The organism is Shewanella sp. 4t3-1-2LB (genome assembly GCF_017368415.1).
GTDB lineage: Bacteria > Pseudomonadota > Gammaproteobacteria > Enterobacterales > Shewanellaceae > Shewanella > Shewanella fodinae.
Map to the genome: position 1 here is coordinate 297,378 of NZ_JAFNJD010000001.1, position 23,854 is coordinate 321,231.

Sequence of the window (23,854 nt, forward strand, 5' to 3'; positions counted from 1 at the left end):
GTATTCATGTATAATACGGCCCGCTTAATTCCCAAGCCCTGTCTTGCATGCTTGGGAACGACACTACACTGTGGAGGATTCTATGTCTGAACGGGCGCCTGTCGTCACTATTGATGGCCCCAGCGGAGCGGGAAAAGGAACCATCAGCCAGATGTTGGCTACCCGGTTAGGATGGAAGCTGCTTGATAGCGGCGCTATCTACCGTGTGCTGGCACTTGCTGCAATTCATCACGATGTGGAGCTGGATAATGAAGAAGCCATTACCTTGCTCGCTACCCACCTTGATGTGCAATTTCTGGCCGCCACTGATAAAGAAGCCACTAAAGTTGTACTCGAAGGTGAAGATGTCACCAACAGTATTCGCTCTCAGGAATGTTCTGATGCCGCCTCCCGAGTCGCGGCCTTTCCGCGGGTACGCGAGGCCCTATTACGGCGCCAACGGGCATTTAATGTTGCCCCAGGGTTAATTGCCGATGGTCGAGATATGGGGACTGTGGTTTTCCCCAATGCCCCCGCCAAATTGTTTTTAACCGCAACGGCGGAAGAACGCGCGCAGCGGCGCTATAATCAGTTGCGAGACAAGGGCTTTGATGTTAACATCGAACGCCTTTTAACCGAGATTAAAGAGCGTGATTTCAGAGACATGAATCGCGCTGTTGCGCCGTTAGTACCAGCAGATGATGCGCTGGTGATTGACACAACCGGTCTTGGCATAGAAGCCGTGTTTCAGCAAGCGCTGAAACACATTGAAGAGAAATTATCCGCCACAGGTGTTTGATACCTGTGGATTTTAGTATCTCCGGCAAGGATGCAGGAGATTAGTGAACTGACCCCATGCTCAGGATGTAGTATGGCTTTAATTTTAAAGTAATTAACATGACTGAATCTTTTGCTGATCTGTTTGAACAATCCCTTCAACAACTGGAATTTCGTCCAGGTTCTATCGTTCGCGGTACTGTTGTTGCCATCGAAAACGGCATGGTACTGGTTGACGCTGGCCTGAAATCAGAAAGCCCAATTCCTGCCGAGCAGTTCAAGAACGCCCAAGGCGAGCTGGAAATTGCTGTAGGTGACCAAGTTGACGTAGCGCTGGATAGCGTAGAAGACGGTTTTGGTGAAACCCAACTGTCTCGTGAAAAAGCTAAGCGCCATGAAGCCTGGATCGTTCTGGAAAAAGCCTACGAAGAAAATGCCACCGTTATCGGCATTATCAACGGTAAGGTTAAAGGCGGTTTCACTGTTGAATTGAATGGTATCCGTGCATTCCTGCCAGGTTCACTGGTTGATGTTCGTCCAGTACGCGACACTGCGCACCTGGAAAACAAAGAATTGGAATTCAAGGTTATCAAACTGGATCAGAAACGTAACAACGTAGTGGTTTCTCGCCGCGCCGTTATCGAATCTGAAAGCAGCGCTGAACGTGACGCCCTGTTGGAAAACCTGCAGGAAGGTCAAGCAGTTAAAGGTATCGTTAAAAATCTGACAGACTACGGTGCATTCGTGGATCTGGGTGGTGTTGACGGTCTGCTGCACATCACTGACATGGCATGGAAACGCGTTAAGCATCCATCTGAAATCGTCAATGTTGGTGACGAAATCACTGTTAAAGTGCTGAAATATGACCGTGAACGTACTCGTGTTTCACTGGGTCTGAAACAACTGGGTGAAGACCCATGGTTGGAAATCAGCAAACGTTACCCAGAAAACACCAAGCTGACTGGTCGTGTGACTAACTTGACCGATTATGGCTGCTTCGTTGAAATCGAAGAAGGTGTTGAAGGTCTGGTACACGTATCTGAAATGGATTGGACCAACAAGAACATCCACCCATCCAAGGTTGTTAGCCTGGGTGATGAAGTGGAAGTTCTGGTACTGGATATCGACGAAGAACGTCGTCGTATCTCTCTGGGTTTGAAACAGTGTAAGACTAACCCATGGGAAGACTTCTCCAACCGTTATGCCAAGGGCGATAAAGTTACTGGTAAGATCAAATCTATCACTGACTTTGGTATCTTCATTGGTCTGGACGGTGGCATCGATGGTCTGGTTCACCTGTCTGACATCTCTTGGAACAACAACGGCGAAGAAGCTGTTGGCGAATACAAGAAAGGTGATGAAATCACTGCTGTTGTACTGTCAGTTGACCCAGAACGTGAACGTATCAGCCTAGGTGTAAAACAGACTGAAGATGATCCTTTCAATGCCTACTTGGCAGATAAGAAGAAAGGTTCTATTGTAAACGGTACAGTAACTGCTGTTGATGCCAAAGGCGTGACTGTAGAACTGGCGGACACTGTTGAAGGTTACATCCGTGTAGCTGATATTAGCCGTGAACGTATCGAAGATGCTTCTACCGTATACAATGTAGGTGATAGCATTGAAGCCAAGTTTATGGGTGTGGATCGTAAGAACCGTGCCATCAGCTTGTCAATTCGTGCGAAAGACGAAGCCGAAGAGAAAGAAGTAATGGCAAACCTGAATAAACAGGAAGATGTCGTTATGACTAACGCTATGGCTGAAGCATTCAAGGCAGCCCGCAAATAATGAACCTTGATGGCAGGGGCTCAGCTCCTGCCCGTTGGTGCCAGTGTTTGGCTTAAAATAGGGGTAGCGAGGATGACAAAATCCGAACTGATCGAAAAACTCGCAGCAGAGCAAACGCAGCTGTCAGCGAAAGATGTGGAAAATGCCATCAAAGAGATGTTGGAGCAAATGGCGAAGACATTGGAAAGCGGTGATCGCATCGAAATCCGTGGCTTTGGCAGTTTCTCACTACACTATCGTGCGCCTCGTGTAGGACGTAATCCTAAAACCGGGACTTCTGTCGAACTCGATGGTAAGTATGTGCCGCACTTTAAGCCCGGCAAAGAGCTGCGCGAACGGGTAGACGCCACTATCGTTTAATTATTGCTGGTATCAAAAGCCTCCTTAACTGGGGGCTTTTTTATATCAGAGCTAAGGCAATGCTGGTCAGTTCCAGCAAATTACTGGATAATCAGAGCATTGAATGCGACGATTCATGGAGTCGAATGTGAAGTCATTTATAGCCACAATTGTCCTCGCGCTGTTGTTTGTGTTGGCGTTGGTATTTGGTTCCCGTAATGAACAGATGGTTACCATTAGTTATTTTGTTGCACAGGGCGAATATCGTCTGCCGATGGTCCTAGCTGTGGTGTTTTTAGCGGGTTTTTTGGTGAGTTGGATCATCGCCTTCTTTTACATTATCCGTCTGAAACTATCACTGAAAAGTGCTCGGAAAAAGCTTATGTCCTTAACTGCTACCCAACAGGAGCACGACGCCTGATATGTTGGAACTGCTTTTTTTGCTGTTGCCTATTGCTGCCGCTTATGGCTGGTATATGGGGCGGCGCAACCTGAGACAAAAGCAGAATCTCAAGCAGAAGCAGTTGAGCCGTGACTATTTCACTGGCCTCAATTTTCTATTGTCCAACGAATCTGACAAAGCGGTAGATCTGTTCATCAGCATGCTGGATGTAGATGATGAAACCATTGACACTCATCTATCGCTGGGCTCTTTATTCCGCAAGCGTGGTGAAGTTGATCGCGCTATTCGCATTCATCAAAACCTGATTGCCAGGCCATCACTCGCTACTGAACAACGGGACTTGGCGATGATGGAACTTGGCAGGGACTATCTCGCCGCCGGTTTTTATGACCGGGCAGAGGAAATCTTTCTTAATCTGGCAGGACAGGAAGATCACTCAGAAGACGCCGAGAAAGAGCTTATTGCTATTTATCAAATGACCAAAGAATGGCAAAAAGCTATCGATATCACGCGCCGTTTACCCCGTAAGAGCCAGCAATCGTTGAAACCAGTTATTGCGCATTTCTACTGCCAGTTAGCGGAAGAAAACGAAGATAAAAGCTCACAGATTAAACTGTTGCGACAGGCACTCAAACAAGATTGCGCATGCGGCAGGGCATTGCTGGCACTCTCCAAAATATATCTTGAATTTAAACAGTATGACGAAGTGCGGCAGACATTAGAACAACTCTGTACTGCGGATGCAGAGTTATTCGCCGATGCCTTGCCTTTTGCCAAGCGCTTGCTCAAAGCAACTGGCGATAATCATTATTACCAACAGTTGTTGGTCAGTGCGATTGAGAAGGGCGCCGGAGCTTCGGTCATTGTCGCACTGGCGTTGCATATGTTGGACGCCGGTGATGTAAAAGGTGCCGAATCTCTGGTGCTTGACGCATTATATCGTCATCCGACAATGCGCGGTTTCCAGTTGCTGATGCAGATGCATATTCGCCAAGCGGAGAAAGGGCAGGCGCGTGATAGTCTGGCGATGCTGGAGCAGTTGGTTGAACAACAGATCCGTTTCCGTCCCAGTTATCGTTGCCGTGAATGCGGCTTTCCGTCACATACCCTTTACTGGCATTGTCCTTCCTGCAAAAATTGGGGCAGCATTAAGCGTATTCGTGGTCTGGATGGTGAATAAGCCATCAAAACTGTTCAGTTGGAGTTCAAATGTTGGAAAATCCCATTGTAGTGGCACTTGATTTTGATAATAAATTTAAGGCACTACAGCTTGTTGATAAACTTGATCCCAGTCTTTGCCGGTTAAAAATTGGCAAAGAGATGTTTACATTGTTTGGGCCTGATTTGGTAAAAGAGCTCCAGAATCGTGGCTTTGATGTGTTTCTCGATCTTAAATTCCACGATATTCCAAATACGGTTGCCAAGGCCGTAACTGCCGCTGCGGAGTTGGGCGTGTGGATGGTAAATGTGCACGCCAGTGGGGGCCTTGCCATGATGGAAGCGGCCCGCAAGGCCTTATTACCTTATGGTGAAAATGCACCATTATTGATTGCAGTAACGGTGCTTACCTCTATGAGCAGCGAAGAGCTCCAATTAGTTGGAGTTCATGCCTCGGCTGCCGAACAGGTTACCCGATTAGCGCAATTGAGTTTTGATGCAGGTCTGAATGGCGTTGTTTGCTCAGCACAAGAAGCTCATACACTAAAGCACCGTTTTGGGGAAGATTTTAAGCTGGTGACACCTGGTATCCGGCCGCAAGGTAGTGATGTTGGCGACCAAAAACGTATTATGACGCCTAAGAGCGCATTAGATGCCGGTGCTGACTATCTGGTTATCGGCCGCCCGATTACTCAGGCCGCTGAACCTTTGGCAGCGCTCGAAGCAATATATCAGTCCATCCGCTAAGGAGTATTTATGGCTAATGCACTCCAAGAGCAATTGTTGAAAGCTGGGCTTACCAGCAAACAGAAGATAAAAGATGTTAAAACCCAGAAAAAACGCAACCGTAAGGCCAATGTTGATGATGGCAGTGAAGCCCTGAAACAACAGGTGGCAATACAAAAAGCGGAGCAGGCAAAACGTGATAAGCAACTGAATGAACAACGTTTTGCGGAAGCAAGCGAGAAAGGCCTGGTACGGAGCTTGATCACCGAAATTAAGAAGCAGGCCATTCGCTTACCAAGCGATGGTGAAATCAAGTTTAACTATACACTGCTTAATAAAATCTACCCGTTATATATTACTAATACACTGCAACAACAGTTACTTAGTGGAAAGTTAGGTATCGTACGCTTAGAAGATCATAGCTATCTGGTTCCTCATCGATTGGCAGAGCGGGTTAACCTGTTGGTTCCCGATTGGGTCGGTTATTTATGGCGAGCCGATACTGCCGGACTGCAACCTAAAGATGAAGAAGATCCCTATGCGGATTATGTTATCCCTGATGATCTCATGTGGTAATGAAGAAAGGCTCCATCAGGAGCCTTTTTTACGCCAAGAAATTGCAAATAATGCAATTTTTGTCATTACTTTTCGATGTAGCAACAATCCTCAATAAAATTAGGGATAACCCCCAAAAAATCTCATTTTGTAAAACCCTTAAGCTGGAGTAGATTATGCGCCTCAAAAATGCCGATAGCGGCGTCATTCAGGTGTTATGTAAGGGTTTATATAGTGGAACTCACTCTCTACGTGAAATTCTTTCTAGGCCTTCTGGCAATTATCAATCCCATCGGTCTGCTACCAGTATTTGTTAGTCTCACTAGCCATCAAACTGCAGCAGAACGGGAACAAACAGCTAAAGTTGCCAATTTTGCGGTAGTAATTATTTTGCTGAGCACTATTGTTGCCGGGCAGTTAATCCTGAATATGTTCAGTATTTCCCTGTCAGCATTTCGTATCGCTGGCGGCACGCTGATTGCTATTATCGCAATGTCGATGTTGCAGGGGAAACTCAGTGAAGTTAAACGTAACCCTGAAGAAGATCGCGAAGCATCCATGATGGACTCAGTAGCAGTAGTGCCCTTAGCCCTGCCATTGATGGCTGGCCCTGGTGCCATCAGCTCAGTGATTGTTTTTGCCGCCGAGCATAAAGGCGTCTTAAACCTGTTAGCAATGTCATTAACTGTGGTGCTGTTTGGTTTACTCAGTTATGCACTTTTTCGTATGGCCAACGTCATCAACAAATTGTTAGGGAAGACCGGCATCAACGTTATTACCCGCTTAATGGGGTTATTGATGTTGTCCATAGGCATTGAAGTAATGGCTGCCGGTCTTAAAGGACTATTTCCCCACTTGTTAGGCTGATGCCTATATGTGGCTAAACTCCATCAATGACGCTGCCCGAGGGCTGAATAACTGCTGATGCAGTCGGGCAGCAAATTCATCGGTCATTCCGGCAATATAATCGGCTATGACCCGCAAACTATTACCGCCATGCTGCTGTGCTGTCTGCCAACGCTCCTGCGTATTAAACGGCAATAGACGCAGCGGATCAGAGGCTAGCGCTTCAAATAGTTCCATCACTATCTGCTGGCCTTTATATTCGAGCATCTGGATTTCAGGTTTTCGTACCACAAACATCAAGACAAACTGTTTGAGGATCTCCAACATCTCATCATACGGGGCCTCAAGAACAGCCTGGTAGCGCAGCAGTGGCTCGGTAAATAGGTTGTTTTCTCTCACGCAAATTGCGGTTACCAGTGCATTGACCAAAGTACCGATAGCATCTTTGCGGCGGTAATGTTTGCTAGAAAACAGCCTGCCGTCGATATTATCCAGTTGCTCTTTGATCCAAGGGTCTTGCAGGCAGGACAAACGGGGAGCAACAAATTCCAACCATTGCTCACGACTGACAATGCCCATGACGATGGCATCTTCCAGATCATGTACCGCATAGGCGATATCATCTGCTAATTCCATAATGGTACTGTCAAAGGATTTATACAGCGTGCGCTGATGCCCGCCAGTACTGGCTTGACTGCTACGAATAAACTCAGCACGGTCGTGAGCTGTCAAAGGTGCTAGGACCCAGTTAAATACTGCGGCGTCATCATTGAAGATGGCTTTAACTGGTGGCCATTGGCTCGGTTTTAACTGGCGATAATTACTCACCGCTGGTTGCGCATATTTTTGTCGCAGTGATTCCGCTAACGCGGGATATTTCATCACTCCCAACAAGGTTCTGCGCGTCAGGTTCATGCCATAATGTTCAGTATAAGGCTCGAGCTTAGTCAGAATGCGAAATGTCTGTCCGTTGCCTTCAAAGCCCCCGTGATCACGCATCATGTAATTCAGAGCTGTTTCTCCGCCATGACCATAGGGCGGATGACCAATGTCATGGGCCAAACATAGCGCTTCAATCAGACTCATTGAATCGAGCCACGTCAACATTTCTGGGAAACGTTGTTTCAATTGCGCCGCAATACCGGTACCTATTTGTGATACTTCCAGTGAATGGGTAAGTCGGGTGCGATAAAAATCGTTCATGCCGACGCCCAGCACCTGTGTTTTTGCTTGCAGTCGGCGAAAGGCTGCCGAGTGCATGATCCGCGCCCGATCGCGTTGAAAGGGTGACCGGTGATCATTGCGACGCTGGCTCTGATCGCGTTCCCGGCGTTCTAACCAAGGAGAAGTTTCCATCTAAAGATTCCCTGTTACAACAACTGATTAATTTGATCTAAATCGAGGGTAAAACTGGGAATAAATGCTTGTCGAAAATACTGTACTGCGGGATCTGGATTGTTATCCAGCATCTGTTCAAGCCGTCGTTTAGCCGAGTTGAACTCACTGTTACCCGCATGTTTTTCTTCCAAGCATTTAAGATAAGCACATAGCGTATCGGCGGACTTCACCAAGCGCTGGTACTCAACATCATTATCATGGCTGATGAATAAGCTACGATAATCCTCCCGGAAGATTTCCGGCACCATCTGCAGCAGCCGTTCTTCGGCAATTGCTTCGATTTTCTTATATTCGGTCTCAATATCTTTATTAAAATATTTCACTGGTGTAGGTAAATCGCCCGTCAACACTTCGCTGGCATCGTGGAATATTGCCAGTGTAGCTGCGCGTTCAGGAGAATAATGTCCCTGATATAAGCGATTGCTGATAATTGCCAGCGCATGCGCAACCATGGCGACTTGCAGTGAATGCTCCTGCACATTTTCCTGACGGATATTGTGCATTAAAGGCCAACGTTGGATTAACTTCATTCTGGCGAGGTGGGCAAACAGATGACTCATCTTTTCCTCTTTGATGACTCACAGAATATCCACTACTGTAACGCAAGCGGGCGGTGAATGGCAGTTGCGAAGATAACAATAGTCAGAAGCCGTGACTTGCACGGCTTCTTCATCAGCTTATTGATGGTAATGGCTCAAAAAATCACCAAAAGCGAACAAGGCTTTTTGGAGATCTTCTTTATAAGGCAGGAACACCACGCGCAGATGATCCGGTGCCGCCCAATTGAAGGCCGTTCCTTGCACCAATAGGATTTTTTTCTCTTTCAATAAATCCAGCACTAACCGTTCATCATCACGAATACTAAAACGCTTAGCGTCGAGTTTCGGAAAGGCATACATCGCCCCCATAGGCTTTTTACAGCTGACCCCAGGGATTTGATTCAGCAGGTCATAACAGGTATCGCGCTGAATCGTCAGTCGGCCTTGCGGTGCTGTCAGTTCATTAATACTCTGGTATCCACCCAAAGCGGTCTGAATACCATGCTGGTTGGGCACATTGGCACAAAGCCGCATGGACGACAGCATTTCCAACCCTTCAATGTAACTCTTGGCCGCTTTAAGATTACCAGAGAGCATCATCCAGCCGATACGAAATCCAGCGGCCCGATAGGCTTTTGATAATCCGTTAAAGGTGACTGTCAGAATGTCATCAGATAAGCTTGCCGCGTAAGTATGCTGCGCATTGTCATACAGAATTTTGTCGTAAATCTCATCAGCAAACAGAATTAATGAGTGCTCACGGCAAATCTCTACAATTTCCAACAACAATTCACGGGGATACACGGCCCCGGTAGGATTGTTGGGATTGATAATCACCAGTCCTCTAGTGCGTGGCGTAATTTTACTGCGAATATCATCTAAGTCAGGGAACCAGTCGGCTTCTTCATCACAGATGTAATGCCGCGCTTTACCGCCAGCCAGATTCACTGCAGCGGTCCACAACGGATAGTCGGGTGAGGGCAGCAATACCTCATCATCAGCGTTTAGTAATCCCTGCATGGACATCATAATAAGTTCGGACACACCATTACCAATATACACGTCTTCAATATCCACCCCGTGGATACCTTTAGACTGATAATGCTGCACGATTGCCTTACGGGCAGAAAACAGGCCTTTTGATTCACAATAACCCTGAGAAGATGGCAGGTTCAGGATCACATCACGGACAATTTCTTCAGGAGCATCAAAGCCAAAGACGGCAGGGTTCCCAATATTGAGCTTGAGGATTCGGTGACCTTCATCTTCCAGGCGGCGGGCTTCCTTATGAACTGGACCACGAATGTCATAACAAACACTGTCCAGTTTATGGGATTTAATTACGGGCCGCATATTACCTCGAAGTTGATGGTTTAAAACAATTAGATTGGACGAAGAACAATAGCGAATTTCACCCCATTAAAAAAGAGGGAAATAAAAAAATATCTATATTTTTCAGTCGATTTATCCGTAAAAAAGAAGCATGAAATAATATAGCAATACAAAAAACTGATATTTTTGTTACTTGACATATTTTTCACTTAAAAACTGCCATTGTTGCACACAAATCAATATTCGTTTACAGCGGATAAATATCTACTAACCAAGCGAGTTATGTTGTCAGTTTAGAGTCCCTAAAAACGATGCTAATAACATGAATTAACTTGTAAAGGGGACATTTCAGTCACTGCTTGAGCAGTTGAGGACGTTAGCATAGATATTTGGTTGACTAGAATTCATAAGCGATTTATTTTCAGCCAGATGTTATTGGAATGGTGTCCGAACAGCTACAACTGAGCTAAAGGCAAAAACCTCCCAGACAGTTAACAGGTGCGATGCAAGTAGAACAAAGCACCTTGGACTATTGGCCATATGGCCGTTTACTTTTGAGGACCTAAGTGCATGTCTGAGCCGACAGCGTTAAGTCTTATTCCCCCTATTGTGGTGCTGGTCTTTGCCATCTGGCTAAGACGGCCCATTCTGGCGTTAATCATCGGTGCTGTTACCGGCTTGTTGTTGGTTGATCCAGCAGAAGTACTCAATAGCTTTGCCGATGCATCATTGAAGGTAATGGGTGATGAAACGATTGGCTGGTTGATCCTCGTTTGCGGTAGTTTTGGGGCATTAATTGCCTTGTTAGTCCGTACCGGCGGGGCGTTGGCGTTTGGGCGCAATGCGATGCGTTTTGCCACAGGCCCCAGATCATCGCTATTGATGACCTTTGTGCTGGGTATTGTGATCTTCATTGATGATTACCTAAATGCGCTGACCGTTGGCGAAACCATGAAACGGGTCACCGATAGGTTTAAAATTTCTCGAGAAATGCTGGCCTATATCGTTGATTCTACCGCGGCTCCGGTATGCGTTATCGTACCATTGTCGACCTGGGCGGTGTTTTTTGGTGGTTTGTTGGTTGATAACGGCGTAGCCGCCAAAGGTGAGGGGATCCATGTCTACATGCAGGCGATCCCTTATATGCTATATGCCTGGTTAGCGGTATTGATGGTATTGCTCGTCGCTGCTGGTATCGTGCCAGCCATTGGCCCGATGAAAAAAGCCGAACTTGCCGCCAAGGCGGGCACACCAGCCAAAGCGCAAGTTGATCTTGATGAGGTATTAACGTCTGACGAGTATGCACTTAAAGCCATTGAAGAAGAGTTCGAGAATGCGGATAAGCAAGGCAAGCTGCATAACTTTTTAGTGCCTATGTTGTTACTGGTGGCTTTTACTGTTTATTTCGATATTGATGTCTGGAAAGGATTACTGGCCACGTTAGTCGTTACCATTCCTTATTATGCCGTGCAGCGCTTAATGCCGCTGGCCGAAATGATGGACCAGATGATTGATGGCTTTAAAAGTATGTTGCCGGCTATTGGTACTGTGATTGCCGCATTTGTTTTTAAGGATGTGTGCGATCAATTAATGCTGCCACAGTATGTGATTAATGTGCTCAGCCCTTATATGACCGCGCAAATGCTGCCAGCGCTGGTATTTGCAGCGATGGCCATTTTGGCGTTTGCTACTGGTTCGAGTTGGGGGATTTTTGCGGTAACGATCCCCATCGTGATGCCGCTGGCAAAATCGGTAGATGCTGATATTCCATTGGTAATCGGGGCGTTGTTATCCGCCTCATCTTTTGGTAGTCAGGCATGCTTTTACTCCGATTCCACAGTACTGGCAGCACAAGGTTCCGGCTGCAATCTCGTCAGTCATGCAGTCACTCAGTTACCCTATGCCTTAATCGCTGCGGTCATCGCTTTTTTCGGGTTTATTTTGATAGCCTGATAATTGGATTTATGCGAGAGGTTCATATGAACCTCTCGGTTTTCCCCAATAAAAAAGCCAGCAATTTGCTGGCTTTTTCAAATTTGGTCCCGATTACACGCGTTTTTTGAATTCGCCAGTACGGGTATCGATTTCGATCTTGTCGCCTTCTTTAACGAAATCAGCGACCATAATTTCCATGTCGGTACCGATCAGTTTGGCTGGCTTCATTACTTTACCAGTGGTGTCGCCACGGGCAGCAGGTTCAGTGTAACCCACTTCACGAACGATAGTGGTTGGCAGTTCTACAGAGATAGCCTTACCGTTGTAGAAAGTCACCTGACAAACTTCTTCCATACCATCAACGATAAAGTTGATAGCATCGCCCATGTTTTCGGCTTCTACATCGTACTGGTTGTACTCAGCATCCATGAAAACATACATTGGGTCGGCGAAGTAGGAGTAGGTACATTCCAGACGTTCCAACTGGATGTCATCCAGTTTGTCGTCAGCTTTGAACACAGTTTCAGTACCTGAACCTAACAACAGGTTCTTCAGTTTCATTTTACAAACTGCGGCGTTACGGCCTGATTTGTTGTATTCGGTCTTCAGTACAACCATTGGGTTGCCATCAACCATGATCACGTTACCTGCGCGGATTTCCTGAGCAGTTTTCATTACGTAGATTCCTATATTTCACGGTTTTTCAGTTCAGCGCAGCATCTTAGCGGTTTTCAACCATTTTCACTAGCCTGTTTGCAAGATCTGCGTCATTTATTGCGTCAACCGGCCATTGTTTCGCATGTTGCGACAACGGCCCATTGACAAGACCCAATTTTTGCCAGTAATGGCAAACTGCCGGGCCATCTTGTTGATTAAAAGCGAGATTAAGCTGTTGCCAAGCTTCTGCCACGGCTGGAGCGAGATTATGGCAATATCGGCGCATAAAAGCATCCAATTTTATCAGATGTGCATCTTCTTGTTGCGGATAGATATGCCAGATAAAAGGTTTCGCGGCCCACTGCGCGCGCAGAAACGAATCTTCTCCCCGTACGATGTTGAAATCACAACTCCATAGCAGTTGGTCATATCCTTGCTGATCTGTCATAGGCAGTGCATGAATATGAAGATTGTTAATCAAATAACTACTTGGGACAGATGTCGTTACATTACTTTGAGCGTTAAGCCATTGTTTAACGGCGGCTAAGCCTTTACCGCCAGGCACCAGCAGATGCAGCTTGGTAGGGGTATCGCGCCATAGCGCTAATAAGTGATTAAGTGCGGCGTTTTCGTAGCAAAACAGACTGACGACCATCTCATCAGCGTTGATGTCGGTGAGTCCATAAGATTGCCACAAAGATAATTTGGTTTGTTGAAGGCTCTGCCAACGTTCACGTTTATCAAACAGCCCTTGCTCGCAAATCAAACCACCTGATTTGGCGGTGAAGCCTGGAAAGTAAAAAATCTTTTTGACACCGGGAAGTGCTGGCGAACTCAAGCCGTGACAGTCATCAATCCAGGATTCTGCACTGAGATATTCGAGATTAAACCAGATTGGCGGCGCGGGCAGTTGTGGCAATACTTGCTGTATTTCATCAGGCAATTCACAAGCGAATGCCTCAATAAGCACTGTACCAGGGAGCCATTGCTGCGGTAATGGTTGCGTCCAATGAATGACGGTGACCCCGTAAAATTGTTGAGTCAGTGCCGTTGGATCGAGTTCCGGTAAGATATGGGCAAAACTCAATAGGTCATCAACCCACAGATTGATATCCAAGTTGTACTCATTTGCCAGTTGTCGTGCCAGACGCCAGGTAACGCCGATGTCACCGTAATTATCGACGACGGTACAAAAGATATCCCAATGTCGTTGAATGGATTGCATGCGTAATTCACCTATAAAAAAGGCGGCACTGTCGCCGCCTTTATCGAAATAGGGGATAAATCAGTCTTCCAACTCGGCCAGACACATTTCGTCGTAGATTTGCTTAACCCAAGCATCTACACGTTCTTCGGTCAATTCTGGCTGACGATCTTCGTCAATTCCCAAGCCGACAAAGTGCTTATCATCCACCAGCGCTTTAGACGCTTCAAATTCATAGCCCGCTGTTGGCCAATGACCGATGATAATGGCACCACGAGGCTCGATAATGTCACGTAAAGTGCCCATGGCATCAAGGAAATACTCCGCGTAATCCTCCTGATCGCCACAGCCGAAGATTGCGACCAATTTGTCGGTGAAGTCAATCTTTTCCAATTCTGGGAAAAAGTCGTCCCAATCACACTGAGACTCACCGTAATACCACGTCGGAATACCGAGGATCAGCAGATCATAGGCGGCGATATCATCTTTGGTACTCTTGGCGATATCTTTCACCTCAACCATCTTCTCACCCAGTTTTTTCTGGATCATTTTGGCTACAGCTTCGGTGTTACCGGTGTCGCTTCCGAAAAAAAGACCTACAGTTGCCATCGTCTTTCCTTTAATTCAACTAACTAAATTCGTTATACAATCCTGATCCACTATACTTCGAAAATGCTGCTAACACTCTGTTGTAAAATATGCTCGATCAGTTGACTGCGGCTGATGTTACTGGCCGACGCCTGTTCGTTCAAGGCATCATACAAATCTTGTGACACCTTTAACTCTATTCTTTTTAATCCTTTTTCCCTGTCCCGTTTCACCTGATTACGTTTATTCACCCGTAACTGCTGGTCTCGGGGAAGGGGATTACTTCGCGGACGGCCCCGACGCTTCTCATTGGCAAAAAGGTCGATGGTCGTTCTGTCAGATGATTCTTTTGCCATTTATTTGTTCTTTTCATCGGACATCTCGGTCCGAATTTTAACTTGCTGCTGTTGGTAGTCCAACCTGTATTCCATCGCCCGTGGTTGAAAACCAGTACAATCATCCGAAATGACCATGAAAGTCCTTAGAGGTTCCTTCACTATTAACGGAATGTGCGCTCGGGCATAAAAGAGGCGCGACTATAGCATATTGACAATGGTGCCGCTATATCACGGTCACCGCTTCATTGCCCCGAAACATGCTCATTGATGAACTCATGTACAATGCGGTTAAATACCGTTGGCTTTTGTGCATGTAGCCAGTGACCAGTGCCTGCAATAGTTTTGGATACCGCATGAGGAAATTGCTGCACAATTGCTTCTCGATAATCGGCGTTAACATAGGTTGGGTCTGCGCTGTGCAACAACAGAATCGGCCCTGAAAATGTCAGAAAACCGGGCGCTGAGGGTGAATTAAACCAACCAATAATCTGCGGATAACTGTGGATTAATCCGGGCAAATTCAGTTTCCACTCAAATCCTCCGTCATTACGCCGCAGACTTTTCAGCAAAAACTGGGCGGTGGCTTCGTCAACACCTTGATTCAAGAGATGTTGCAGTGCAACCCGGCGGTCTTGGGCGTCCAACGGCAAACTCGTCATGGCAGCAAAGACTTTGTCATGCCGATTGTTATAGGCAACCGGCGCAATATCGGCAGCAACCACAGATAGCACGCGTTCTGGCGCGATTAAGGCAGTTGCCATGGCAATCTTGCCCCCCATGGAATGGCCGACCAGATGCGCTTGTTTAATCTGCAATTGATCTAATAACGCCACCAGCATGTTTGCGACTGTGGGGTAATCCATGTATTCGAGATGTTCGCTACGCCCGTGATTAGGGCAATCCACGCGGATCACGCGGTAGTCGGATGCCAGATCATTGCCTAACGCCTTGAGGTTGTCTCCATCACCGAATAAGCCATGGATGAGGACGACAGGTATCCCATGACCACTTTCGCTAAAAAACATCATTTCTCCTATATTCGGCAATATCTGCAGTGCCGTGGCGAAATACATAGGCACCAAAGACAAAAATTTTGCGGCAAAGCTCACATCATTACAAGCGCCGCCGCTTTCTGCAGCAACAGTTGGTCGCTTTTCAGGCAGGAATGTCTAAAGTGCCAAGCCAGCAAAGTATTTCAGCGTTTTTTCAGCGATTTGCTCTTTTCCCTAGACGGGTTTGTGGCATACTTTTGCCCTGAACGATCGCGCTGGATCGTACCACTTGCTGGGCCTTTTCAGCACCAAATGACAGGAATCATGGCATGAAATATATTGAAGTGGACGAAGAACTATATCGCTTTATTGCCGGAAAGACCGAACGTATCGGCGAAAGCGCTTCGGATATTTTGCGGCGTTTATTAGGGCTGGAATCAGTTAATCTGGAGACTGAAGCCCCACCCGTCGCCGTTAGTCATCCGGGCATGGAATCTTCCTATGTTCCCAACAATCTGCCCCCTGTTTCTGATGTTGTCGATTTTGAACAACTGTATGTGCCTAGCGTACTGGAAAGCCAGAAGGGTGCAGTAGGACGTTTTCTGTTTGTGCTTGAAGCGCTTTATCAGCAAATGCCGCAACAGTTTGAAAAAGTGTTGCAGGTTCAGGGCCGGGACAGGTTGTATTTTGCAACATCGAAAGAAGCGTTGTTGTCAGCCAGTCAATCTGCTAATCCTAAGGAGATTGGTAATAGCGGTTATTGGGTTACCACCAATAATAACACGGCTAAAAAACGCGCTATTTTGCTGGAAGCGCTGGAAAAACTTGGTTGTGGTGCTATTCGCGCCAACGCCATTGCCGATGCAGCATTACCATCAGCCTAAACAGCGTAGCACAGTTAACTGACAAGGAGAGCAACCGTGGCAATCCATGAACGTGCAGGCAAACAGGCACAACAGCGTGACCTGGTCAATATTCCTAAATTGATGAGTTTTTATTATCGGTTGATCCCCGATGTTGAAAACCCGGCACAACAGGTGAGTTTTGGGACTTCTGGACATCGGGGCTCAGCCTTTAGCAGTAGTTTTAACCAGAATCATATCTGGGCGATAACACAGGCCATTGTCGATTATCGTCAACAGCAGGGTATTCATGGCACGCTGTTTTTGGGAATGGACACCCATGCGCTGTCACAGGCTGCTTACGTTTCTGCTTTGGAAGTCTTATTGGCAAACGAAGTGCAAGTGGTGGTGCAGCAAAATGAAAGTTTTACACCGACGCCTGTGGTTTCCCAAGCAATTGTCGCTGCTAACGTTGGTAAAGCAAAAGATGACAGCAACCGCTGCGATGGCATCATTATTACGCCATCCCATAATCCGCCGCAGGATGGTGGTATCAAGTACAATCCACCCCATGGTGGTCCGGCGGAGGCCGCGGTGACGAACTGGATAGAATCCCGCGCCAACCAATATCTACAACGCCGATTGGAAGGGATTAAAAAGCTTAATTATGGTACAGCAGCAGCCATCGGTTTGATTAAACAGCAGGATCTGATAACACCCTACGTCAGCGCATTGGAACAGGTCATTGACATGGCCGCCATTGCAAAGGCTGGGGTGAATATTGGTGTAGATCCGTTGGGGGGCTCCGGCATCTATTATTGGGAAAAAATTGCCGAAACTTATGGGCTTAAGATCACGCTGGTAAACGATAAAGTTGACCCAACATTCGGTTTTATGCCATTGGACAAAGACGGCAAAATTCGCATGGATTGTTCATCACCATACGCCATGGCTGGGTTGCTGAGACATCAGAACGAATATGATGTCTGTATTGGTAATGATCCTGACTATGATCGTCACGGTATTGTGTGCCCGGGCAGTGGATTAATGAACCCTAATCACTATCTAGCGGTGGCGATTGACTATCTGTTGAGCCATCGGCCGCAATGGTCAGCCGAACTAAAGATTGGCAAAACGCTGGTATCCAGCGCACTTATTGACAAAATCGTCGCCTCTCATGGCCGGGTCTTGTGTGAAGTACCGGTTGGCTTTAAATGGTTTGTCGATGGTTTGGCTGATGCCAGTTTTGCCTTCGGTGGTGAGGAAAGTGCCGGTGCAGCGTTCCTAAAACGCGATGGAACAACCTGGTGTACCGATAAAGACGGTATCATTCTGGGCTTGTTGGCGGCGGAAATTATTGCGGTTACCGGAAAATCACCTGCAGAGCGCTATGAAGAGTTAGTGGCAGAATTCGGCCGTAGTTATTATCGGCGCATTGACAGTCCAATCAATGCTAAGCAAAAAGCGCGTTTTAGCCGCTTGAATGCCGATACGCTAGGCGCTGACACCATTGCAGGTGATAAAATTGAAACCGTTCTGACCCATGCGCCGGGTAACAATGCCGCTATCGGTGGTATCAAGGTCACCACCGCAAACGGTTGGTTTGCCGCGAGACCTTCAGGCACTGAAGCGCTATTTAAAATCTATGCCGAAAGCTTTATCAGTGAACAGCATCTGGACCGGTTAATGAGTGACGCGCAACAGGTGATAAAACAAGCCTTGAAAGGCTAACACTGAGTTATCACTGCAGCCCAAAAACGCACTCAATGATTAGAGTGCGTTTTTATGTGCCGTCTCAATTAATATTCAATGTGGCAACTGGGCAAATCATTCTTACGGATATAATCCTGATGGTATTCTTCTGCTTTGTGGAAGGTTTGCGCGGGGACAATTTCGGTGACAATTTGCCGTAAGCCCCATTTACCACTGCGCATCAATGCCAGTTTTGATGCTTCTGCCTGTTGTTTCTGCTCTTTATCGTGGAAAAACACCACACTGCGGTACTGGGTTCCCATGTCAGCCCCTTGCTGGTTGAGGCTGGTAGGGTTGTGGTTTTTCCAAAATACCTGCAGCAAATCATCATAACTGACTTGCGACGCGTCATATTCAACCTGTACCACTTCCGCATGCCCGGTGGTGCCTTTTTTGACTTGCTCATAGGTTACCGCATTATCGCCACCGCCCATATAACCACTGGTGGCGTTAATCACCCCAGGCACTTGTCGGAAAAAATACTCGACGCCCCAAAAACAACCGGCGCCAAAGGTTGCAATCGCCATAATATAACCCTTATTAGATGTCTAGATGGCTAAAATTATCTTCGAAGCTGCGCGAGCTTGCAATAGCGGGGAAATAATAAGTCATAACGACTTGCCATTAACCACTGTGATAGCATGCAGTAGTAAGGCATCATTGATTTAAGGAGTAAACCGTGCTGCAGCCAATACTGCAACAGGCGAATTTTCTAGCACTGACCCTTGCCAATCCCCTGTTTATGGCGGCCGAACAAGGCGTTATTGCGGATCACACGCAAGTCGAGATCTGGGATAGCGGCGTCTTGGTTTTTACACCACTGACCGCTGAACCAACGAGCGACATCGTTTTGTCAAGTGGTATTCATGGCAATGAAACCGCCCCCATAGAACTCTGCAACCAACTAATCCGCGCCATTCTTCAGCAGCATTTACTGTTGCGACAAAGAGTGATGTTTATCTTCGGTAATCCAATGGCGATGATTAACGGTACACGTTTTGTGACGGAAAACCTCAATCGTTTGTTCAATGGTGAACATGCTAACCCGAATGTTCTGACAAATGGTGAGCGTGCGCGTGCGGCCAAATTAGAGAGTTATATGCAGCAGTTCTTTACCGCAACTGGCCGAAAACGATTTCATTACGATCTGCATACGGCTATCCGTGGTTCGCGTCATGAGCGCTTTGCTGTGTGTCCTTATCGGCCGGGAAAACCCCATTTGAAACAACAAATTGCATTTTTAAGTGCCGCCGGGATTGAAGCGTTTCTGATGCATCATGAACCTACCACCACTTTCAGTTATGCCTCGTCAGCCAATTATCAGGCAGAAGCCTTCACCGTAGAGTTGGGGAAAGTTATGCCCTTTGGCCAAAATGATTTAACCCGACTGGCAGCACTGCGCGCCATGCTGATGGCGTTGCTTGCTGAAACAGCAACTCCAACGCCAGATTTTGCCGCCGATAAGCAAGTGCTTTATCGGGTGTGTCGCTCCATTACCAAACACTTTGCCGACTTCGCTTTTACCTTTGATAAAGATCTGCCCAACTTCACGCAATTTGCCCAAGGTGAAGTACTAGCCCATGAAAATGGTCAGGCTATTGTAGCGGAACAAGAAGGTGAGGCGATTGTGTTTCCTAACGCGCAGATCCCCATTGGTCAACGTGCCGCGCTGTGTGTGGTGGCCGATCCTGGTATTCCGTTAGCCTAATGTAAAGCTAGATATACGCGTTATAGCAATCAAAGTTGATGATAGCCAGATCACAGAGATTGCCAGCCGCTTAAAGTTAACCTAGTGTGCTGGACGAGTATAAGAACCAATAGCAGAACGATTCTGCCTAAACAGAATGAAAGAGCACATCATGAGCAACACTACGTTTACCCAACAGGTTGTCCATCGTGCAACGTTTCTGGAACGGAATTCGCTGAATATTCCGATCCTGAAATTGTTGCAAGCAGATGGCACCACCTTCGAAAACGCTGTGCTTCCACAGGTTGATGAAGCGCTGTCGCGAAAAATTTTTGATACCTGTGTTTTTATCAGAACGCTGGATGAACGCATGTTGGCAGCACAGCGTCAAGGACGCATCAGCTTCTATATGACCTGCACAGGTGAAGAAGCTGCTGTCATCGGCAGCGCTGCGGCACTGGAGCCTGAAGATATCATCTTAGCGCAATATCGTGAGCATGCGGCACTGCGTTATCGCGGGTTCACCACCGAGCAGTTCATGCATCAGATGTTCAGTAATGAAAAAGATCTGGGCAAAGGGCGACAGATGCCGATCCACTACGGTTGCCAGCAACTGCACTTTCAGACAATTTCTTCCCCGCTAGCAACGCAGATCCCGCAGGCATCTGGTGTCGGCTACTCCTTAAAAATGCAGGGTAAGCGCAATGTTGCCATCTGTTATTTTGGTGAAGGTGCGGCATCTGAAGGTGACTTTCATGCGGGCCTGAATATGGCGGCGGTTCATAAAGTTCCGGTAATTTTCTTCTGTCGCAACAATGGTTACGCGATTTCTACGCCCACTGACGAACAATATGCCGGCAACGGTATTGCCAGTCGCGGCTTGGGTTATGGCATGCACACCATTCGTGTCGATGGTAACGATATGTTGGCCGTCCTGGCTGCCACACAGCAGGCCAGAGCTTGGGCCATAGAACATAGTGCTCCGGTGTTGATTGAAGCCATGACCTACCGTTTGGGGGCTCATTCATCTTCAGATGATCCGTCTGGATATCGCTCAAAAGATGAAGAAGCACGCTGGCAGCAGCACGATCCGGTCAAACGCTTTAAATTGTGGCTGATCAATAAAGGCTGGCTCACAGAAGATGATGATGCCGAACTGCAAAGCCGTTACCGCCAAGAGGTGCTGGATGCGTTGAAGGTCGCAGAAAAAGTGCCCGCGCCCAAGCTTGACGAAATAATTGAGGATGTTTACGACGTGCCAACCGCAAACCTGAAAAAGCAGCTTGAGGAATTAAAAGCGCATGTAGCTAAATATCCCAAGGCTTATCCGAAGTCATCAGGGAGGTTATAAGCATGGCTAAGATGAATATGCTGCAAGCCATCAATAACGCACTGACGCTGGCGATGACGGCCGATGACAAGATGCTGGTATTTGGTGAGGATGTTGGCCATTTTGGTGGAGTGTTCCGCGCAACTTCTGGGTTGCAGGATAAATTTGGCAAAGAGCGTTGCTTCAACACACCGTTGACAGAGCAGGGCATTGCCGGGTTTGCTAATGGTCTGGCGTCCAACGGCATGACGCCTGTCGCGGAAATCCAGTTTGCCGATTATATATTCCCGGCATTTGATCAGATAGTGAATGAATCGGCGAAGTTCCGCTATCGTAGTGGCAACCAGTTCAATGTTGGCGGGCTGACGTTCCGTACACCTTACGGTGGTGGTATTGCCGGCGGTCATTACCATTCGCAATCACCAGAAGCCTATTTTACCCAGGTAGCGGGGCTTAAAGTGGTAGTGCCGCGCAATGCTTACCAAGCCAAAGGTCTGTTGTTATCAGCCATTCATGATCCCAACCCGGTGATATTCTTCGAACCCAAACGGCTATACCGTGCCTCAGTGAATGATGTGCCGGAAGCGGCCTACGAGTTGCCGCTCGGGAAAGCAGAAGTCGTGCGCGAGGGCGCCAATATTACGTTGTTAGCTTGGGGCGCACAGGTGGAAGTTATCGAAAAAGCGGCCGAAATGGCGCAGGAAGTTAACATCGATTGCGAAGTGATCGATTTGAGAACGCTCACACCGTGGGATGTCGAAACCGTTGCAGCCTCCGTGCGTAAGACCGGTCGGTTGCTGATCAACCATGAAGCACCGTTAACCGGAGGCTTTGCCGGTGAGATTGCTGCAACAATCCAGCAGGAATGCTTTTTGTATCTGGAGTCCCCCATTGCCCGCGTGTGTGGGCTGGATACTCCATACCCATTGATCCATGAGAAGGAATATATGCCGGATGCGCTGAAAACCTTCGAAGCTATCAAAGCCTCGGTGAACTTCTAGGAGTGGCGCATGATTAAGGATTTTATTTTGCCGGATATAGGCGAAGGTGTTGTTGAATGTGAGCTGATGGAGTGGTTGGTAGCCGAAGGCGAACGGGTTGAAGAAGATCAACCGGTATGTGAAGTCATGACCGACAAAGCCTTGGTACAAATTCCAGCACCATTTCCAGGTGTGATAGCCAAACTCTATTATGCCAAGGGCGAAATAGCCAAAGTGCATTCGCCTTTATATGCCGTCACCATGGACGAAACCGGTTTTACCGAGCCTGCCACGCCAGTTCCAGCGGCCGAGCAGGTAAAACCTGCGACTGCCGGTAAACAGGTAGAAGATTTTCTGTTGCCTGATATTGGTGAAGGCATCGTGGAATGTGAGCTGGTAGATTGGCTCGTCGCTGAGGGCGATCTGATTGAAGAAGATCAACCGATCTGCGATGTGATGACTGACAAAGCTCTAGTGCAGATCCCCGCGATGAAGCCTGGCAAAGTGGTCAAGTTGTACTACGAAAAAGGGCAGGTAGCTAAGGTACACGCGCCTCTGTTTGCCATCGAAACTGACGCAGAGTTCGAGACCTCGGCCCTGGATACTGGAGAGCCAACGGCAGCGGTTATCAGTAACACGCCCACAGCGCCAGTGGCGCAGGGTAAAGCACTTGCCAGCCCGGCGGTGCGTCGTTTGGCGCGCTCTCTTGATGTCAACCTCGCGGAGGTTCCTGGTAGTGGCAAACACGGACGGGTTTATAAAGAAGATATTGAACGCTATGTAAAGGGCGCTTCATCTCAGCCACAACCGGTTGCGATGACGGATACTCCACCAACAGTTGCAGCGCCGACAATAACCGACCCAGTAACCGCCGATAAAGTGGTGCCCATTAAAGGGGTTCAGGCGGTCATGGCGCGGCAGATGATGGATTCAGTATCCACTATTCCTCATTTTACCTATTGTGAGGAGCTGGATATTACTGAGTTGGTGGCTTTAAGAGAGCAACTTAAGCAGAAGTACGCCTCGGATAGTCTGAAGCTGACTATGATGCCATTCTTCATGAAAGCGTTGTCCCTGGCGTTGCTGCAATTTCCTGTTGTTAATAGCCGGGTCAATGCTGAATGTACTGAACTGACTTATTTGTCGCGCCATAACATTGGCATGGCGGTGGATTCAAAAGTGGGCTTGCTGGTACCGAACATTAAGGATGTACAGGCGAAGTCCATTTTGGACATCGCGGCCGAGATTACGCGGCTGACAGAGGCCGCCCGCAGTGGTCGAGTCACCCCGGCAGATCTGAAAGACGGCACTATCTCTATTTCCAATATCGGTGCACTTGGCGGGACAGTGGCAACGCCGCTTATCAACAAACCGGAAGTGGCCATTGTGGCCTTAGGGAAATTGCAGGTGTTGCCACGGTTTAGTGCTAAGGGTGACGTGGAAGCCCGTAAGATCATGCAGGTTAGTTGGTCTGGTGATCACCGAGTGATTGATGGTGGCACTATTGCGCGTTTCTGTAATTTGTGGAAACAGTATCTTGAACAGCCGCAAGAAATGTTACTGGCAATGAAATAACCAATAGAAGCCCCGAAAGGGGCTTTTCTCTTTTAGTTAGCGACATACCACTTTGGTCTGAGTAAAGCTGGTTGAGTCACAAAATGGTTACCGAATAATGACGTTTTCCGTATAATAACCGGACAAATTGTCGT

At 47.5% G+C, this 23,854-nt stretch carries 24 protein-coding genes; 15 read left to right on the plus strand and 9 right to left on the minus strand.

All coding sequences use genetic code 11. From position 1 onward, the window contains the following. Positions 1 to 82 precede the first annotated feature (82 nt). The 8 genes from cmk (at position 83) to J3L11_RS01325 (ending at position 6,592) form a co-directional block, all read left to right on the plus strand. Positions 83 to 778, plus strand: a complete 696-nt coding sequence (gene cmk / locus J3L11_RS01290; RefSeq protein ID WP_189616414.1) for a (d)CMP kinase — start codon at positions 83 to 85, stop codon at positions 776 to 778. A 98-nt stretch (positions 779 to 876) separates the two neighbouring features. Further along, positions 877 to 2,544, plus strand: coding sequence for a 30S ribosomal protein S1 (rpsA, locus tag J3L11_RS01295; RefSeq protein ID WP_133039189.1), 1,668 nt, complete (start codon positions 877 to 879; stop codon positions 2,542 to 2,544). 72 nt (positions 2,545 to 2,616) lie between these two features. Further along, positions 2,617 to 2,904, plus strand: a complete 288-nt coding sequence (gene ihfB / locus J3L11_RS01300) for an integration host factor subunit beta (RefSeq protein ID WP_133039188.1) — start codon at positions 2,617 to 2,619, stop codon at positions 2,902 to 2,904. 127 nt (positions 2,905 to 3,031) lie between these two features. Continuing rightward, positions 3,032 to 3,304: a LapA family protein gene (locus J3L11_RS01305; protein WP_133039187.1), complete on the plus strand. Its 273-nt coding sequence runs from the start codon at positions 3,032 to 3,034 to the stop codon at positions 3,302 to 3,304. A gap of 1 nt (position 3,305) precedes the next feature. Continuing rightward, entirely contained in the window at positions 3,306 to 4,466 is a 1,161-nt protein-coding gene (gene lapB, locus J3L11_RS01310; protein WP_207569760.1) for a lipopolysaccharide assembly protein LapB, read from the plus strand. A gap of 29 nt (positions 4,467 to 4,495) precedes the next feature. Then, positions 4,496 to 5,191, plus strand: coding sequence for an orotidine-5'-phosphate decarboxylase (gene pyrF, locus J3L11_RS01315; protein WP_207569761.1), 696 nt, complete (start codon positions 4,496 to 4,498; stop codon positions 5,189 to 5,191). A 9-nt stretch (positions 5,192 to 5,200) separates the two neighbouring features. Beyond that, positions 5,201 to 5,746, plus strand: a complete 546-nt coding sequence (locus J3L11_RS01320; protein WP_207569762.1) for a DUF2058 domain-containing protein — start codon at positions 5,201 to 5,203, stop codon at positions 5,744 to 5,746. Between the two features lie 213 nt (positions 5,747 to 5,959). Further along, positions 5,960 to 6,592: a YchE family NAAT transporter gene (locus J3L11_RS01325; RefSeq protein ID WP_207569763.1), complete on the plus strand. Its 633-nt coding sequence runs from the start codon at positions 5,960 to 5,962 to the stop codon at positions 6,590 to 6,592. Positions 6,593 to 6,595: 3 nt separating this feature from the next. On the opposite strand, the gene J3L11_RS01330 is transcribed toward J3L11_RS01325, so the two are convergent. The 3 genes from J3L11_RS01330 to J3L11_RS01340 all read right to left on the minus strand — a co-directional run bounded on the left by J3L11_RS01330 (position 6,596) and on the right by J3L11_RS01340 (position 9,861). Further along, on the minus strand, positions 6,596 to 7,927 hold the full coding sequence (locus tag J3L11_RS01330; protein WP_207569764.1) for an anti-phage deoxyguanosine triphosphatase: 1,332 nt from the start codon (positions 7,925 to 7,927) through the stop codon (positions 6,596 to 6,598). Positions 7,928 to 7,941: 14 nt separating this feature from the next. Beyond that, on the minus strand, positions 7,942 to 8,529 hold the full coding sequence (gene yfbR, locus J3L11_RS01335; protein WP_189616402.1) for a 5'-deoxynucleotidase: 588 nt from the start codon (positions 8,527 to 8,529) through the stop codon (positions 7,942 to 7,944). Between the two features lie 117 nt (positions 8,530 to 8,646). Continuing rightward, positions 8,647 to 9,861 carry a pyridoxal phosphate-dependent aminotransferase gene (locus J3L11_RS01340; RefSeq protein ID WP_207569765.1) on the minus strand — a complete coding sequence of 405 codons (1,215 nt, stop codon included), beginning with the start codon at positions 9,859 to 9,861 and terminating at the stop codon, positions 8,647 to 8,649. Positions 9,862 to 10,410: 549 nt separating this feature from the next. Between J3L11_RS01340 and J3L11_RS01345 the strand changes: the two genes are divergently transcribed. Next, the gene (locus tag J3L11_RS01345; RefSeq protein WP_207569766.1) at positions 10,411 to 11,793 is read left to right on the plus strand and encodes a Na+/H+ antiporter NhaC family protein; all 1,383 of its coding nucleotides are present in this window, start codon (positions 10,411 to 10,413) and stop codon (positions 11,791 to 11,793) included. Positions 11,794 to 11,886: 93 nt separating this feature from the next. Here the strand turns inward: J3L11_RS01345 and efp are convergent, their stop codons facing one another. The 5 genes from efp to J3L11_RS01370 all read right to left on the minus strand — a co-directional run bounded on the left by efp (position 11,887) and on the right by J3L11_RS01370 (position 15,587). Next, positions 11,887 to 12,450 (minus strand): elongation factor P, encoded by a 564-nt coding sequence (gene efp, locus J3L11_RS01350; RefSeq protein WP_189616397.1) that lies wholly within the window; start codon positions 12,448 to 12,450, stop codon positions 11,887 to 11,889. A 46-nt stretch (positions 12,451 to 12,496) separates the two neighbouring features. Then, positions 12,497 to 13,657 (minus strand): elongation factor P maturation arginine rhamnosyltransferase EarP, encoded by a 1,161-nt coding sequence (earP, locus tag J3L11_RS01355; RefSeq protein ID WP_207569767.1) that lies wholly within the window; start codon positions 13,655 to 13,657, stop codon positions 12,497 to 12,499. 60 nt (positions 13,658 to 13,717) lie between these two features. Further along, on the minus strand, positions 13,718 to 14,245 hold the full coding sequence (gene fldA, locus J3L11_RS01360; RefSeq protein WP_133039176.1) for a flavodoxin FldA: 528 nt from the start codon (positions 14,243 to 14,245) through the stop codon (positions 13,718 to 13,720). Between the two features lie 50 nt (positions 14,246 to 14,295). Then, positions 14,296 to 14,580, minus strand: coding sequence for a LexA regulated protein (ybfE, locus tag J3L11_RS01365; RefSeq protein WP_133039175.1), 285 nt, complete (start codon positions 14,578 to 14,580; stop codon positions 14,296 to 14,298). 224 nt (positions 14,581 to 14,804) lie between these two features. Continuing rightward, complete coding sequence (locus tag J3L11_RS01370) at positions 14,805 to 15,587, minus strand: alpha/beta fold hydrolase (protein WP_207569802.1); 783 nt, start codon at positions 15,585 to 15,587, stop codon at positions 14,805 to 14,807. 296 nt (positions 15,588 to 15,883) lie between these two features. Here J3L11_RS01370 and seqA point away from each other — a divergent pair, with 296 nt between their 5' ends. Both seqA and pgm read left to right on the plus strand, forming a co-directional pair. Next, entirely contained in the window at positions 15,884 to 16,438 is a 555-nt protein-coding gene (gene seqA / locus J3L11_RS01375; RefSeq protein WP_207569768.1) for a replication initiation negative regulator SeqA, read from the plus strand. A gap of 36 nt (positions 16,439 to 16,474) precedes the next feature. Beyond that, entirely contained in the window at positions 16,475 to 18,127 is a 1,653-nt protein-coding gene (pgm, locus tag J3L11_RS01380) for a phosphoglucomutase (alpha-D-glucose-1,6-bisphosphate-dependent) (RefSeq protein WP_207569769.1), read from the plus strand. A gap of 68 nt (positions 18,128 to 18,195) precedes the next feature. Here the strand turns inward: pgm and msrA are convergent, their stop codons facing one another. Beyond that, complete coding sequence (gene msrA, locus J3L11_RS01385; protein WP_133039172.1) at positions 18,196 to 18,675, minus strand: peptide-methionine (S)-S-oxide reductase MsrA; 480 nt, start codon at positions 18,673 to 18,675, stop codon at positions 18,196 to 18,198. Between the two features lie 152 nt (positions 18,676 to 18,827). Here msrA and astE point away from each other — a divergent pair, with 152 nt between their 5' ends. From astE to J3L11_RS01405, 4 genes are all read left to right on the plus strand, one after another. Further along, positions 18,828 to 19,856 (plus strand): succinylglutamate desuccinylase, encoded by a 1,029-nt coding sequence (astE, locus tag J3L11_RS01390; protein ID WP_207569770.1) that lies wholly within the window; start codon positions 18,828 to 18,830, stop codon positions 19,854 to 19,856. A 151-nt stretch (positions 19,857 to 20,007) separates the two neighbouring features. Next, positions 20,008 to 21,186, plus strand: a complete 1,179-nt coding sequence (locus J3L11_RS01395) for a thiamine pyrophosphate-dependent dehydrogenase E1 component subunit alpha (RefSeq protein WP_133039170.1) — start codon at positions 20,008 to 20,010, stop codon at positions 21,184 to 21,186. Positions 21,187 to 21,188: 2 nt separating this feature from the next. Next, entirely contained in the window at positions 21,189 to 22,166 is a 978-nt protein-coding gene (locus J3L11_RS01400) for a transketolase C-terminal domain-containing protein (RefSeq protein WP_207569771.1), read from the plus strand. A gap of 9 nt (positions 22,167 to 22,175) precedes the next feature. Beyond that, complete coding sequence (locus tag J3L11_RS01405; RefSeq protein WP_207569772.1) at positions 22,176 to 23,720, plus strand: dihydrolipoyllysine-residue acetyltransferase; 1,545 nt, start codon at positions 22,176 to 22,178, stop codon at positions 23,718 to 23,720. The last annotated feature ends 134 nt before the right edge of the window (positions 23,721 to 23,854 follow it).